The 12,909-nt window shown below is 70.5% G+C and carries 13 protein-coding genes; 8 read left to right on the top strand and 5 right to left on the bottom strand.

Features of this window, described 5'->3' with window-relative positions:
• The first annotated feature begins 53 nt into the window (after nt 1-53).
• Nucleotides 54-1,253 (top strand): cyclic dehypoxanthinyl futalosine synthase, encoded by a 1,200-nt coding sequence (gene mqnC / locus IE294_RS14825; RefSeq protein WP_189886060.1) that lies wholly within the window; start codon nt 54-56, stop codon nt 1,251-1,253.
• Nucleotides 1,254-1,260: 7 nt separating this feature from the next.
• Nucleotides 1,261-1,866: a hypothetical protein gene (locus tag IE294_RS14820; RefSeq protein ID WP_189886059.1), complete on the top strand. Its 606-nt coding sequence runs from the start codon at nt 1,261-1,263 to the stop codon at nt 1,864-1,866.
• A gap of 18 nt (nt 1,867-1,884) precedes the next feature.
• Here IE294_RS14820 and IE294_RS14815 read toward each other — a convergent pair whose 3' ends face one another.
• Nucleotides 1,885-2,892, bottom strand: coding sequence for a chitinase (locus tag IE294_RS14815; RefSeq protein WP_189886057.1), 1,008 nt, complete (start codon nt 2,890-2,892; stop codon nt 1,885-1,887).
• A gap of 239 nt (nt 2,893-3,131) precedes the next feature.
• Between IE294_RS14815 and IE294_RS14810 the strand changes: the two genes are divergently transcribed.
• From IE294_RS14810 to IE294_RS14795, 4 genes are read left to right on the top strand one after another with little or no spacing between them, the layout of a single operon-like run.
• Nucleotides 3,132-3,440: a hypothetical protein gene (locus IE294_RS14810; protein WP_189886055.1), complete on the top strand. Its 309-nt coding sequence runs from the start codon at nt 3,132-3,134 to the stop codon at nt 3,438-3,440.
• Nucleotides 3,441-3,459: 19 nt separating this feature from the next.
• Nucleotides 3,460-5,697, top strand: a complete 2,238-nt coding sequence (locus IE294_RS14805; RefSeq protein WP_189886053.1) for a bifunctional polysaccharide deacetylase/glycosyltransferase family 2 protein — start codon at nt 3,460-3,462, stop codon at nt 5,695-5,697.
• Nucleotide 5,698: 1 nt separating this feature from the next.
• Nucleotides 5,699-6,817 carry an acyltransferase family protein gene (locus IE294_RS14800; RefSeq protein ID WP_189886051.1) on the top strand — a complete coding sequence of 373 codons (1,119 nt, stop codon included), beginning with the start codon at nt 5,699-5,701 and terminating at the stop codon, nt 6,815-6,817.
• Nucleotides 6,814-7,506, top strand: coding sequence for a demethylmenaquinone methyltransferase (locus IE294_RS14795; RefSeq protein WP_014674276.1), 693 nt, complete (start codon nt 6,814-6,816; stop codon nt 7,504-7,506). The genes IE294_RS14800 and IE294_RS14795 overlap by 4 nt, the downstream gene beginning before the upstream one ends.
• 46 nt (nt 7,507-7,552) lie before the next feature.
• On the opposite strand, the gene IE294_RS14790 is transcribed toward IE294_RS14795, so the two are convergent.
• Both IE294_RS14790 and IE294_RS14785 read right to left on the bottom strand, forming a co-directional pair.
• The gene (locus tag IE294_RS14790) at nt 7,553-7,897 is read right to left on the bottom strand and encodes a PASTA domain-containing protein (RefSeq protein ID WP_189886049.1); all 345 of its coding nucleotides are present in this window, start codon (nt 7,895-7,897) and stop codon (nt 7,553-7,555) included.
• An 82-nt stretch (nt 7,898-7,979) separates the two neighbouring features.
• The gene (locus tag IE294_RS14785; protein ID WP_189886047.1) at nt 7,980-8,498 is read right to left on the bottom strand and encodes a GNAT family N-acetyltransferase; all 519 of its coding nucleotides are present in this window, start codon (nt 8,496-8,498) and stop codon (nt 7,980-7,982) included.
• A 99-nt stretch (nt 8,499-8,597) separates the two neighbouring features.
• Between IE294_RS14785 and IE294_RS14780 the strand changes: the two genes are divergently transcribed.
• The gene (locus IE294_RS14780; protein WP_189886045.1) at nt 8,598-9,881 is read left to right on the top strand and encodes a geranylgeranyl reductase family protein; all 1,284 of its coding nucleotides are present in this window, start codon (nt 8,598-8,600) and stop codon (nt 9,879-9,881) included.
• Nucleotides 9,882-10,115: 234 nt separating this feature from the next.
• Here IE294_RS14780 and def read toward each other — a convergent pair whose 3' ends face one another.
• Together def and IE294_RS14770 are read right to left on the bottom strand one after the other, a co-directional pair.
• Complete coding sequence (gene def, locus IE294_RS14775) at nt 10,116-10,739, bottom strand: peptide deformylase (RefSeq protein ID WP_189886043.1); 624 nt, start codon at nt 10,737-10,739, stop codon at nt 10,116-10,118.
• 233 nt (nt 10,740-10,972) lie between these two features.
• Nucleotides 10,973-11,803, bottom strand: a complete 831-nt coding sequence (locus IE294_RS14770; protein ID WP_189886041.1) for a C40 family peptidase — start codon at nt 11,801-11,803, stop codon at nt 10,973-10,975.
• Between the two features lie 742 nt (nt 11,804-12,545).
• On the opposite strand from IE294_RS14770, the gene IE294_RS14765 reads away from it, so the two are divergent.
• On the top strand, nt 12,546-12,905 hold the full coding sequence (locus IE294_RS14765; protein WP_003992243.1) for an NADH-quinone oxidoreductase subunit A: 360 nt from the start codon (nt 12,546-12,548) through the stop codon (nt 12,903-12,905).
• Nucleotides 12,906-12,909 lie beyond the last annotated feature (4 nt).

Here is a 12,909-nt window from a genome sequence, read left to right as displayed (position 1 = left end):
CTGACGTAGGCTGACTTAGTCCGTCCACAACCCTTCACGAAAGGGGCACTCTGGTGACCGAGAAGGCCGACCTCACGTCTGTCCTCGACCGTGCCGCCGCCGGTGGGCGGATCACCCCGGAAGAGGCGCTCGTCCTCTACCGCGACGCCCCCCTGCACGCCCTGGGTGCCGCCGCCGACGCGGTGCGCCGCCGCAAGTACGCGGGCATCGAGCACATCGCCACGTACATCATCGAGCGGAACATCAACTACACGAACGTGTGTGTCACGGCGTGCAAGTTCTGCGCCTTCTACGCGGCCCCCAAGGACAAGGAGAAGGGCTGGACGCGGGACCTGGACGACATCCTGCGCCGCTGCGCCGAGACCGTCGAGCTCGGCGGCACCCAGATCATGTTCCAGGGCGGCCACCACCCGGACTACGGCGTCGAGTACTACGAGAAGCACTTCCGGGCCATCAAGGAGGCCTTCCCGCAGCTCGTCATCCACTCCCTGGGCGCGTCCGAGGTCGAGCACATGGCCCGGATCAGCGGGGTCTCGGTGGAAGAGGCCATCACCCGTATCCACGAGGCCGGCCTGGACTCCTTCGCCGGCGCCGGCGCGGAACTGCTCCCCGAGCGCCCCCGCAAGGCCATCGCGCCACTCAAGGAGAGCGGCGAGCGCTGGCTGGAGATCATGGAGACCGCGCACCGGCTGGGCGTCGAGTCCACCTCCACCATGCTGATGGGCACCGGCGAGACCAACGCCGAGCGGATCGAGCACCTGCGGATGATCCGGGACGTCCAGGACCGCACGGGCGGCTTCCGCGCGTTCATCCCGTACACCTACCAGCCCGAGAACAACCACCTGAAGGGCCGTACCCAGGCGACCCTCTTCGAGTACCTGCGGATGATCGCCATCGCCCGCCTCTTCCTGGACAACGTCCAGCACATCCAGGGCTCGTGGCTCACCACCGGCAAGGAGGTCGGCCAGCTGTCCCTGCACTACGGCGCGGACGACCTCGGCTCGATCATGCTGGAGGAGAACGTGGTCTCCTCGGCCGGTGCCAAGCACCGCTCCAACCGCCTGGAGATCATCGACCTGATCCGCAAGGCGGGCCGCGTCCCGGCGCAGCGCGCGACGACGTACGAGCACCTGGTCGTGCACGAGGACCCGGCGAACGACCCCGTGGACGACCGCGTGGTCTCCCACATCTCCTCCACGGCCATCGAGGGCGGCACGGCCCACCCCGAGCTGAAGCTGCTCGCGTCGAACTAGGGCCGCCGTGCTGACGATTCACGCGGACTCCAGGGGGCACGCCTTCCTCGTCAAGGGGGAGTGGATCGAGGCGGTCGGTCCCCTGGAGGAGCTGACCGCCGCGCAGCCACGCGTGCGGGTGCGCGCCTGGCCCGGCATCCTCACGCCCGGGTTCGTCAACCCCTACGGCAACGAGCTGCTGGAGCGGACGTACCACCCGGACCCACGCGAGGCCGACGAGCTCGGCACCGAGCCGCTGACCGGGGACGCGCTCGCCCTGCTCACCCTGGACGACGCCCGCTGGGGCGCGAGCGCCCGGCGCGGCATCCAGCGCATGCTGGCGTACGGCACGGTCGCCGTGGCCTGCGAGCCCTTCCGCAGCCGCGCGGTGCGGGACGCCGTACGACGCACCGGGCTCGGGACCGTGGGACGGCTGGACACCCCTGACGACCCGCCCTCCCTGGACCCCTTCGGCTCTGCCCGGCCCCCCGTGCCGGCGACCGAACGCCGCCAGGGCTCCGCCGCCCGCTTCGCCGTCTTCGACGTACGCGACGAGGACGAGCTGGCCGAGCGGGGCGCGGGGACGTGCGTGGCGACGGTGGTGGCGGGACGGCTGGTGTTCCGCCGCCGCTGAGCCGCCACGGCGGTCCGGTCAGCCGGAGAAGCGGCGCGCGAAGGCGCCCGACGTCTGGCTCACTCCGCTGCAATCCGTGGCCGCGTCGTCCTGCCCGGACCGCCCGTCCTCGCACGCGCGGTCCCGGAACGCCGACCACATCGACACCCAGGCGACCCCCTTGCGCTCCGCGAACGCCCGCACCTGCGCCGCGTCGGACAGCGTGAACGTCTCGCCGGCCACGTCGTTGACGCCGATCATCGAGGTCAGCGCCATGCCCCGCCAGGCGTTCGCGTCCGACAGCCCGAACACCTTCTCCAGCTGGGCGTGCGCGGCGGTCGCGGAGGTCACGGCGTAGCCCCCCATGTCACCGTCGTACGACTCGCCGTAGTTCATGGTCATGAGATTGACCGTGGAGACCTGGACGTCGTAGGTGTTGGCGGACTCCAGCAGCGCGAGGCCGTCCGCGTCGAGCCCCGAGGGCATCACCGGAAGGGTGAAGGAGACCTTCAGGTCCGGGCGTTCCTCCTGCAACCGCGCTATCGCCCGCGAACGCAAGCCGACGGAGGCGGAGTTCGTGAGCTCGTCACCCTCGATATCGAAGTCGGCCTCGCTGGAACCGGCCGCGTCCAGTGCCCTGCCATAGGCGGCGGCGAGTTCCGAAACACTGTCACAGACGGCGGCCAACTCCTTTCCGGAGGCGCCGCCGAACGAAACGCGGACCCCGGCGCCGGTTTTCCTCAGCGCGGATATCCGGGACGTCACGGCGGAGCCGGTGATCGCCTCGGTGCCGTTCCACTCCGGCGTACAGCCACTGCCACCGGAGATCACGAAGGCGAGGTTGTACGCCGCCGGGGACCCGGCGGAGTCGGTGGCCGCGGCCTCGGTGGCGCTGACGTAGGGGGCGTAGTCGGTGCTGGTGGCGGGGGCGGCGGCGGTGCCGGAGGCGGTGGTGTGCGGTGCACTCGTGGCCTCGGCGGAACAACCCGTCACCGCGAGCGCGACCGCGCAGCCGGCCCCGGCCAGCGGCCTCAGTGGACTCCTCATGGGGGGAAATCTCTCACACCGAGATGTGGATTCCGTGCGTTCCCCCAGCTCGCCGACAGGTTCAAGGCGCCTTCATGGGCGGCTCACAAGAACCTCGGGTGGCTCACAAGAATCCCCGAGAAATTGCCACATAAAGGCTCTCTAATATCCGAGGAATGCAATCCGAACCCGCCATCGAAACTCGCACCGCCGGGCGCGGTCGTCGCCGCAAACATGGCAACGGGTCCACAGAGGGACCCGTGTTCGTTGACACCACCGGACGCCGGTCGAAGGTGCTGCGCCGCCTCGGCCTGTTCCTCGGCGCCGTCTGCCTCGCCTACGCGGGCGTGCTCACCGCCGCCTTCACGGGCTGGGGCACCTCGCTGAACCCGTCGTCCCTGCTGCCCTTCGGCACCAGCGCCGAGGGCGGCCGGGCGCCCGGCCGGATACGGCCGGAGGGCGGCATCGGCCGCCAGGCGGACCTGCCGGACACCGTCCGGCCGACGGCTTCCCCCACCGCGTCCACGACCCCGTCCGCCTCCGCATCCGCGTCCGCGGACGCCAACTGACCGGAGCGCAGCGGCAGTCATGACCACTCCGACATCCTCCCGGGGCCGCAGGCGCGCGCCCACCCGCATCGAGCGCGCGGCAGGCAGGGCCGCGGCGCTGCAACGCCCCCGCGTCATCCTCGCCCTCCTGCTCCTGCTCGCGCTGACCTGCGTGATGCTGCTCGACGGGTATCTGCGCGCCGAGGTCGGCGGCGACCAGCGCGTGCGCAGCGGGGCCGACTCCAGCGAGGTCCCGGACGCGATCCTCGACGGCGGTCCGATCCTCACCTTCCGGGGCGGCCAGGCCACCACGGTCTCCGTGCCCGCCAAGACCATCGCCCTCACCTTCGACGACGGCCCGAACCCGACCTGGACGCCGCAGGTCCTGGACATCCTGCGGAAGTACGACGTCCCCGGCACGTTCTTCCTGGTCGGCTCGATGGTGTCGCGCTACCCCGGCATCGTGAGGACGATGGTCGAGCAGGGCAACGAGGTCGGCATCCACACGTTCACGCACGTCGACCTGTCGTACCAGTCCGCGTCCCGCGTCGACCGCGAGATGGAGCAGACGCAGCTCGCCCTCGCCGGTGCGGCCGGCATCACCACGACCCTGTTCCGGGCGCCGTACTCCTCCGAGACGGACGCCATCGACGACTACAGCTGGCCCGTCTACCAGAGGCTCGGCAAGGACGGCTACACCAGCGTCTTCGTCGACACCGACAGCGACGACTGGAAGCGGCCGGGCGTCTCCGACATCGTGAAGTGGGCCACCCCGAAGGGCACCCAGGGTGCCTCGGTGCTCTTCCACGACGCGGGCGGCGAACGGTCGCAGACGATCGCGGCGCTGCCGCGGTACATCGAGAAGATGAAGGCGAAGGGCTACACCTTCACCACCATCAGCGGGGTCATGGAGCGGCAGCGCGCGGCGGACCGGCAGGCGGCGGGCGGCGGCACGCCGACCGGCCCGCGCCTCCAGGCCGCCCACCACCAGGCCACCGGCCTGACCCTCTACGAGGGCAAGGCCCTCATCGCGGCGGTGGCCGTCGCCGAGTGGACCGTACCCACGCTGTCGGTCGGGCTGGCGATCGTCGGGGTGGCCGTGCTGGGCCGCTTCGGGATGATGCTGGTCCTCGCCCGCCGCCACCACCGGCAGCGCAACGGACACCGGTTCGGCTGGGGCCCTGCGGTCACCGGGCCGGTGAGCGTGATCGTCCCGGCGTACAACGAGAAGGAGTGCATCGCCAACACCCTTCGGTCGCTGGCGCGCAGCACCCACCCGATCGAGATCATCGTGGTGGACGACGGCTCGACCGACGGCACCGCGCGGATCGCGCGCGACGCGGCCGCGTCGCTCGGCATGACGAACGTCCGGGTGGTCCGCCAGGAGAACGCCGGCAAGCCGGCCGCGCTGAACAACGGCGTGCGCAACGCGTCGTACGACATCGTCGTCATGATGGACGGCGACACGGTCTTCGAACCGGACACCGTGCGCCACCTGGTGCAGCCGTTCGCCGACCCGTCCGTCGGCGCGGTCGCCGGCAACGCCAAGGTCGGCAACCGCACCACGGTGATCGGGGCCTGGCAGCATATCGAGTACGTGATGGGCTTCAACCTCGACCGGCGCATGTACGACCTGCTGCGCTGCATGCCCACCATCCCGGGCGCGATCGGGGCGTTCCGCCGGGACGCCGTGCTGGCGGTTGGCGGCATGAGCGAGGACACCCTCGCCGAGGACACCGACATCACCATCGCCATGCACCGCGCGGGCTGGCGGGTCGTCTACCAGGAGCACGCCCGGGCCTGGACGGAGGCGCCGGGCTCCCTGGGGCAGCTCTGGTCCCAGCGCTACCGCTGGTCGTACGGCACCATGCAGGCCCTGTGGAAGCACCGCGAGTCCCTGACGGACCGGGGACCGTCGGGCCGCTTCGGCCGCGTCGGCATGCCCCTGGTGGTGGTCTTCCAGGTCGTCACGCCGCTCTTCGCCCCGCTCATCGACGTCTTCACCGCCTACTCCATGATCTTCGTCGACTTCCGGGCGGCCCTGCTGGCCTGGCTGGCGGTCCTCGGTGTCCAGCTCCTCTGCGCGGCCTACGCCTTCCGCCTCGACCGCGAGAAGTACCGCTACCTGCTGATGATGCCCGTGCAGCAACTGGCCTACCGCCAGATGATGTACCTCGTGCTCATCCACTCCTGCGTCACCGCGCTCACGGGCGGCCGGCTGCGCTGGCAGAAGCTGAGGCGGACGGGCGAGGTCGGGACACCGGCGGGGGCGGGCTGAGATGGGAGCGCACAGCAGAACCGGGACCGTTCCCGCCGTACGGCCGTCCCGGCCCGAACCCGCCGGGCGCGACCGCTACTTCGACACGCTCAGGGCCCTGGCGCTGGTCCGGGTGGTGACCTACCACACCTTCGGGTGGGCCTGGTGCGGGCTGGTGTTCCCCTCCATGGGCATCATGTTCGCCCTGGCCGGGACCCTGATGGCGAAGTCCCTGGAACGCCCGGCCCCGAAGGTCCTCAGGAGCAGGCTCAGACGGCTCCTGCCCCCGTTCTGGTTCTGGGGCTTCTTCGTGGTCCTCGCGATGCTGGTCCACGGCTGGATCCCGGGCCGGCAGATCGTCTACTGGATCGTCCCGCTCGGCGACCCGCCGGGCAACGCGTGGGGCGAGCAGGCCTGGGAGATCCTCTGGTACCTGCGCACCTACCTCTGGTTCGTGCTGCTCTCCCCGCTGCTGCTGCGGCTCTTCCGGCTCGCCCCGGTCCCCGTCCTGGTGCTGTCCCTCGTGCCGGTCCTGGTGCTGGGCTTCGTCTGGTCCGGCCCGGACAACCGGCTGGGCAGCGCCCTGTGGGACCTGTCGACGTACCTCTTCTGCTGGATGCTCGGCTTCGCCCACCGCGACGGCGTGCTCCAGCGGGCGAAGCCGGCCCCGGTGATCGTCCTGTCGCTCGCGGCCCTCGGCTACGGCGCCTGGTACGCCTTCGGGCACCAGGCGGACTTCGGGACGTACGACCTGGACGAGAACCCCCTCGCGCAGGCGTTCTGGTCGGCCGGCTTCGTGACGCCGCTGATGTGGGCGAAGGCGCGCTTCGGGATCGGCTTCGCCGCTCTGGCCCGGTTCCGGCGCCTGGACCGCGCGGTCACCGTGTTCAACGCCCGCGCGGTGACGATCTACCTGTGGCACCAGATCGCGCTGGTGCTGGCCGTCCCGCTGATCGACCGGCTCTGGGACGTGCCGGCCTTCGAGACGTACCTCCCGCTGGACAGCCAGTGGTTCCTGTTCGGCGTCGGCTGGATGCTGATCGCCTTCTTCGTGCCGGCGTGCGGGTGGGTGGAGGACATCGCGGCACGCAGGAAGCCGACGCTCCTGCCGGGAGGGCGGGCTGCAAGAATGGGCGGGTGACCCGCGCTTCCCTGAACAAGCAGCCGCACGAAGTCGCCTCGATGTTCGACGACGTGGCGGAACGGTACGACCTGACGAACGACGTGCTGTCGCTCGGCCAGGACCGGCGCTGGCGCAAGGAGGTGGCGAGGGCGGTCGACGCGCGCCCCGCGCAGAAGGTCCTGGACCTCGCCGCCGGGACGGCCACCTCCTCGCTGCCCTTCGCGCGGACCGGCGCGTACGTCGTCCCCTGCGACTTCTCCCTCGGCATGCTCCAGGTCGGCAAGAAGAAGCACACCTGGCTGCCGTTCACGGCGGGCGACGCGACGAGGCTGCCCTTCAAGGACGACACCTTCGACGCGGTGACGATCTCCTTCGGGCTGCGCAACGTGCAGGACACGGACGCGGCGCTGCGCGAGATGTACCGGGTCACCCGGCCCGGCGGACGCGTGGTGATCTGCGAGTTCTCCCACCCGACGTGGGCGCCGTTCCGCACTGTCTACACCGAGTACCTGATGCGGGCGCTGCCGCCGGTCGCGCGCGCGGTGTCCTCCAGCCCGGACGCGTACGTCTACCTCGCCGAGTCCATCCGGGCCTGGCCCGACCAGCCCGCGCTCGCCGAACGGCTGGGCAAGGCGGGCTGGTCCAAGGTGGCGTGGCGCAACCTCACCGGCGGGGTGGTCGCGCTGCACCGGGGCTTCAAGGAGTAGCGGGCCTCCAGGTCACCCCGGGCCGGTCTTCGGGGCCGTCGACGCTTCAGAAGAAGCCGGATCCGGCCACCGCGCAGGGGTCGCCGGGCTGCTCCAGCTCCCGTCGCAGTCCGCCCGTCGGGGGCCGCGGAACGCGTGGTTCACGCACGCCTCCGCCGCCCTCGCCCCCACCGAAGTCGAACCACACGTAGACCATCGAGTCCGGCGGCACCTCGGCCCCGGGCTGCGGGTACTGGCGTACGACGTAGTCGACGACGGTGCGGTGGAAGTCCGGGCGGTCCGGCGCGTTGAGGAACAGACCCCGCGCCCTGGCCGTTTCGCGCGCGTCCACGGCCATCAGACCGACCAGATGCGGGACGCGTACTTCGGGTGTTTCGGGTGTTATAGGCACAGATGTCACCCCCAGCGGTACTGGCAGGGTAACTCCCGCCCGGCCCGGCCGGAAGGCTTCGGTGCCTTTCGGTGACAGACGGCTACGGAGCGTGAGGGAAGTGAAGCCGGAAACACAGGGCCGGCTCGTCCAGCGTGGGGTGCGGGTAGGTCTCCGCCCGCTCCATGCCGAGCCGCCGGGTCACCGCGATCGACCGCTCGTTGCCCTGCCGGACCATCGCCACCACCCCCGGCACCCCGGCCTCCCGCACTCGCCGCAGCGTTTCCCGCGCCGCCGCGGTCGCGTACCCCTTGCCCCAGTGCGCCCGACCGAGCCGCCAGCCGATCTCGATCTCGCCGACCGGGCCCCAGTCCGGCCTCCACGGCTGCGCGCCGGTGAAGCCGATGACCTCGCCGGAGTCGTCCAGCAGGGTCCACAGGCAGAAGCCGTGCTCCGCGTCGTGCCGGCGCTGGCGCGCGGTGAGTTCCTCGTACACCGACAGCTCCGCCGGCCTGCCGCCGTGGAACTCCATGACCTCCGGGTCGGCGAAGACCCGGTGCCAGGCGACCGCGTCCTCGTGCGTGGGGACGCGCAGCCGTACCGCGGGGAGAGGTCGCTTCACAGGGCAGCCCTTCAGCCAGTCGATCAAGTCCGCTGAATAGACTGCCCATGTCCAGTGCCGGTCGGCACGCAGATTTCGAAACCTTGGGGAGATCCCGCCGTGACCGAGCCCCTCTCCGACCACACCGCCGATGTGATCGTCGTCGGCGCGGGGCCAGCCGGCTCCACGACCGCGTACCACCTCGCCAAGGCCGGTCTCGACGTCCTGCTCCTGGAGAAGACCGAGTTCCCGCGCGAGAAGGTGTGCGGCGACGGCCTCACCCCGCGCGCGGTCAAGCAACTCGTCGCCATGGGCATCGACATCTCGGAGGAGGTCGGCTGGCTGCGCAACAAGGGCCTGCGCATCATCGGCGGCGGCTCCCGCCTCCAGCTCGACTGGCCGGACCTCGCCGCCTACCCGAACTACGGTCTGGTCCGCAAGCGCGACGACTTCGACGAGCAGCTCGCCCGCAACGCCCAGAAGGCCGGCGCCCGGCTGTACGAGCGCTGCAACGTCAGCGGCCCGGTCCTCGACGACCGCACCGGCCGCATCACCGGCGTCACCGCCAAGCTCGGCGAGGAGAAGCGCGAGGTCACCTTCCACGCGCCGCTCGTCGTCGCCGCCGACGGCAACTCCACCCGCCTCTCCCTGGCGATGGGCCTGCACCGCCGCGAGGACCGCCCCATGGGCGTCGCCGTCCGCACGTACTTCACCTCGCCCCGCCACGACGACGACTACCTGGAGTCCTGGCTGGAACTGTGGGACCGCCGCGGCCCCCAGGACCGCCTGCTGCCCGGCTACGGCTGGATCTTCGGCATGGGCGACGGCACGTCGAACGTGGGCCTCGGCGTGCTGAACACCTCCGCCTCCTTCAAGGAGCTGGACTGGCGCGAGATCCTCAAGGCGTGGTGCGCCTCCATGCCGGAGGACTGGGGTTACACCCCGGAGAACATGACCGGCCCGATCCGCGGCGCCGCCCTGCCCATGGCCTTCAACCGCCAGCCGCACTACACGCGCGGGCTGCTGCTCGTCGGTGACGCCGGCGGCCTGGTGAACCCCTTCAACGGCGAGGGCATCGCCTACGCCATGGAGTCCGGCCAGATCGCCGCCGACGTCATCGTGCAGGCCCACGCGCGCGCGACGCCCGCCCAGCGCGAGATCGCCCTCCAGCGCTACCCGCGCGTCCTCAAGGACACCTACGGCGGCTACTACACGCTCGGCCGCGCCTTCGTGAAGCTCATCGGCAACCCGAAGGTCATGCAGATCGCCGCCCAGCGCGGTCTCACCCACCCGCTGCTGATGAAGTTCACCCTTAAGCTGCTGGCGAACCTCACCGACCCCACGGGCGGCGACGCGATGGACCGCATCATCAACGGCCTGAGCAAGGTGGCCCCGAAGGCGTGACCAGGTCCTGTCGCCAAACTCCCGTCGTCCGCCCGGAGGGCGGGCCGCGCGGCGTCAGGTGCGTGCTCTGGGGGTCCCCCGGCCGAAGGCTGGGGGAGTGCCGGGCCCCGGCCCTCGTACTGGATGTACTTGGGCCGGGGCCCGGTGCGGCGAGTGGGCGCACCTCCCACGCCGTCGAGGCAGTGGGGGAGCGTGCAGGGCGTCGTACGGCAGACGGGAGTTTGACGGCAGGGCCTAGGAGCTGAAGGCCGCGGCGTTGGCGGCCCGGCGCGCGTCCACCGCGTCCCGCCGGTCCGCCATCTGCCGTAGCGCGTCCTTCTTGTCCCGTTTCGAGAGCCGGTCCAGATAGACGTACCCGTTGGTGTGGTCGGTCTCGTGGGCCAGGCACCGCGCGAAGTACCCGGTGCCCTCGACGACGACGGCGTTGCCGTCCCTGTCCTGTCCGCGCACGACGGCCCGGTCCGGCCGCGGTACGGCCATCACGGCACCCGGGACCGACAGGCACCCCTCGCCCTCGTCCAGCAGCCGTCGCCCGGTCGTGGGCGTTTCGAGCACCGGATTGACGATGTGTCCGACATGTCGGACTCCGTCGTCATCGGGGCAGTCGTACACGAACAGCCGCAGATCCACCCCGACCTGATTCGCCGCCAGTCCGGCGCCCTCGGCGACGTACATGGTGCGGAACATGTCGTCGATGAGCGCGGCGAGGTCGGGCCCGAACTCCGTGACGTCCCGGCACGGCCTGTGCAGCACCTCCTCGCCGACCTCGGTGATGCGGCGCACCGCGCCCCGCCCGGCCTCGGGGGCGTACCGCGGGTAGTGGTCGGCGGGACTTCCCTGTACGAACACGCGTGGCATCGCGTGGACTCCTTCGCTCGGCGACGGACCACCGGACGGCGGCCCGAGCAGAGCATGCCAGGGAGGAGGAGAGGCGTGTCGGGGACGGGGCGAGGCGCGTCAGGGGCGGCGCACGGCGTTCCAAGGGCGGCGTGCGGCGTTCCACAGGTGGCGCGCGGGGTTCCGGGGACGCCGCGAGGGCCGCTGCCACCGAGCGGCTGCGGCCCTACGCGTGTGAGAGGTGCGGGGTGCGCTCAGAGTACCCGTACGGCGCCGGTGGGCGGGTCGTACGACAGCGGGCGCTCCACGACACCGGTGGAGGGGTTCTGCGCGCCGACGAACATGCCGTCGCCGACGTACACCGCGACGTGGTACGCGGCGCCCGAGCTGCCCCAGTACAGGATGTCGCCCGGCTGGAGGTTGCTCAGCGAGACCTGGGTGCCGGCCGTCGACTGGTCCTGGGAGACGCGCGGCAGGCTGATGCCGACCTGCTTGAAGGCCGTCTGCACCAGGCCGGAGCAGTCGTAGGCGGAGGGACCGGTGGCGCCGGAGACGTACGCCTTGCCGACCTGCGCCTTCACGAAGCTGATGACGGCCGCGGCCGAACCGGTGGCCGTGGACGTGCTGGTGCTGGTGGACGTGGAGACGGTGGTGGAGCCGGCGTCCGCCGTGGTGGAGAGCGTGGTCCGCTCCGCGGTGCGGGAGGCGCGGGCGGCGGCCTCCTTGCGGGCGGCCTCCTGGGCCTTCTTCTTGGCCTCCGCCGCCTTCTCCTTGGCGTCGGCGAGGTCCGCCTTGGCCTGCTTCGCGGCCTTCGCGGCAGCCGCGTCACGCTCGGCTTGCAGCTGGTAGTTCGCGGCGGCCTGCTCGGTGGCGTCCGCGGACTGGGCCGCCTGAGCGGCCAGGTCGGCCGTCAGGGTGGGCAGTTCGAGGGTCTGCGTCACCGGCTCGGCAGCGTTCGCCGAGCCGGACGCCCCGGCGACTGCCAGGGTGCCGAGGACGCCACCGGCAACTCCGGCCCGCATCGCGAGGGTCGACGCGCTGCGGCGGGGCTTCCGGTGGCTGCGTATGTGAGCGGTGTGGGACATGGGAACAACCGGTACCAGGGGCTCCTTCATATCTTCAAGAAACGTGTGCTGCGCCACAGTTGTTCAATCGAGACCTGGAAACCCGGGCGTGTCGCTCTTTATTGACGCCGTAACGGACATTGCGGACGCCCGTGATCAAGCCCTTGATCACGGTCTTTGATCATTAAGTCCGAATTGCCCCCCGCCTACCACTGGTTGGGTTCGTTGGCCAAGCCCGGTTCTCAGACGTCTCTCATGAATGTGGCGGACGTCACGGAACGATTACCGGAATGGTGGCGTCCGGTGCGTGTTCGGCTCGTGAACGCGTGCACGCGCCCCGACCACGTCCACATTCCGCCCCGGCCTCCCTCCGAGGTGTGAACGCGCCCCACTACCAGCCCTGCGCGTCCACCGCCAATTTGCATGCGTCGGAAGTCTCTTGATATGGAGACGCCCCCTCCGGCCTGCGGCGACATGCAAGATTGTCACTTCTGGTGATCAACTGAACGCTTCGCGTATGAAGATCACCCATCATCCGACTTCATGATCCTTCGTCAGGTGGTGGAGATCACAAAGCTTGTGCAATACCCCGTGTCGCAGATCACAGAGCGGCGGGCATAAGATGCGGAGCAGTTGGGCTTGTGACCTGCTTCACATGTTCGCGATCTTCGCCGGGGCGGGCGGGGTTCGCGGGGCCGGTGAGGCCGGTGTGAGCCCAGTGCAACCGCCAGCAGTCAGCGCCGACTGAGAGGAGCGAGGAGCGGTGAACGCGTATGCGCCCATCCTCGTACTGGGAGCCCTCGGGGCAGGCTTTGCGATCTTCTCCGTGGTCATGGCCACGCTGATCGGTCCGAAGCGGTACAACCGCGCGAAACTCGAAGCCTACGAGTGCGGCATCGAGCCGACCCCCACGCCGGCCGGCGGCGGGCGCTTCCCCATCAAGTACTACCTGACGGCGATGCTCTTCATCGTCTTCGACATCGAGATCGTCTTCCTCTACCCCTGGGCGGTCACCTTCGACGCCCTGGGGATCTTCGGGCTCGTGGAGATGCTGCTCTTCGTGCTCACCGTCTTCGTCGCGTACGCGTACGTATGGCGGCGCGGCGGCCTGGAATGGGACTGAGGGG

The organism is Streptomyces canarius (assembly GCF_014650735.1).
Lineage (GTDB): Bacteria > Actinomycetota > Actinomycetes > Streptomycetales > Streptomycetaceae > Streptomyces > Streptomyces olivaceoviridis.
The sequence above is the reverse complement of the archived record's forward strand: the minus strand, read 5'-3'. Positions and strand labels throughout refer to the sequence as shown.

Coding starts and splice junctions, on each gene's coding strand:
- IE294_RS14800 (WP_189886051.1), top strand. CDS start 5,699: ATGGGAGCGCACAGCAGAACCGGGACCGTTCCCGCCGTACGGCCGTCC.
- def (WP_189886043.1), bottom strand. CDS start 10,739: ATGCCACGCGTGTTCGTACAGGGAAGTCCCGCCGACCACTACCCGCGG.
- IE294_RS14770 (WP_189886041.1), bottom strand. CDS start 11,803: ATGTCCCACACCGCTCACATACGCAGCCACCGGAAGCCCCGCCGCAGC.
- IE294_RS14815 (WP_189886057.1), bottom strand. CDS start 2,892: ATGAGGAGTCCACTGAGGCCGCTGGCCGGGGCCGGCTGCGCGGTCGCG.
- IE294_RS14805 (WP_189886053.1), top strand. CDS start 3,460: ATGACCACTCCGACATCCTCCCGGGGCCGCAGGCGCGCGCCCACCCGC.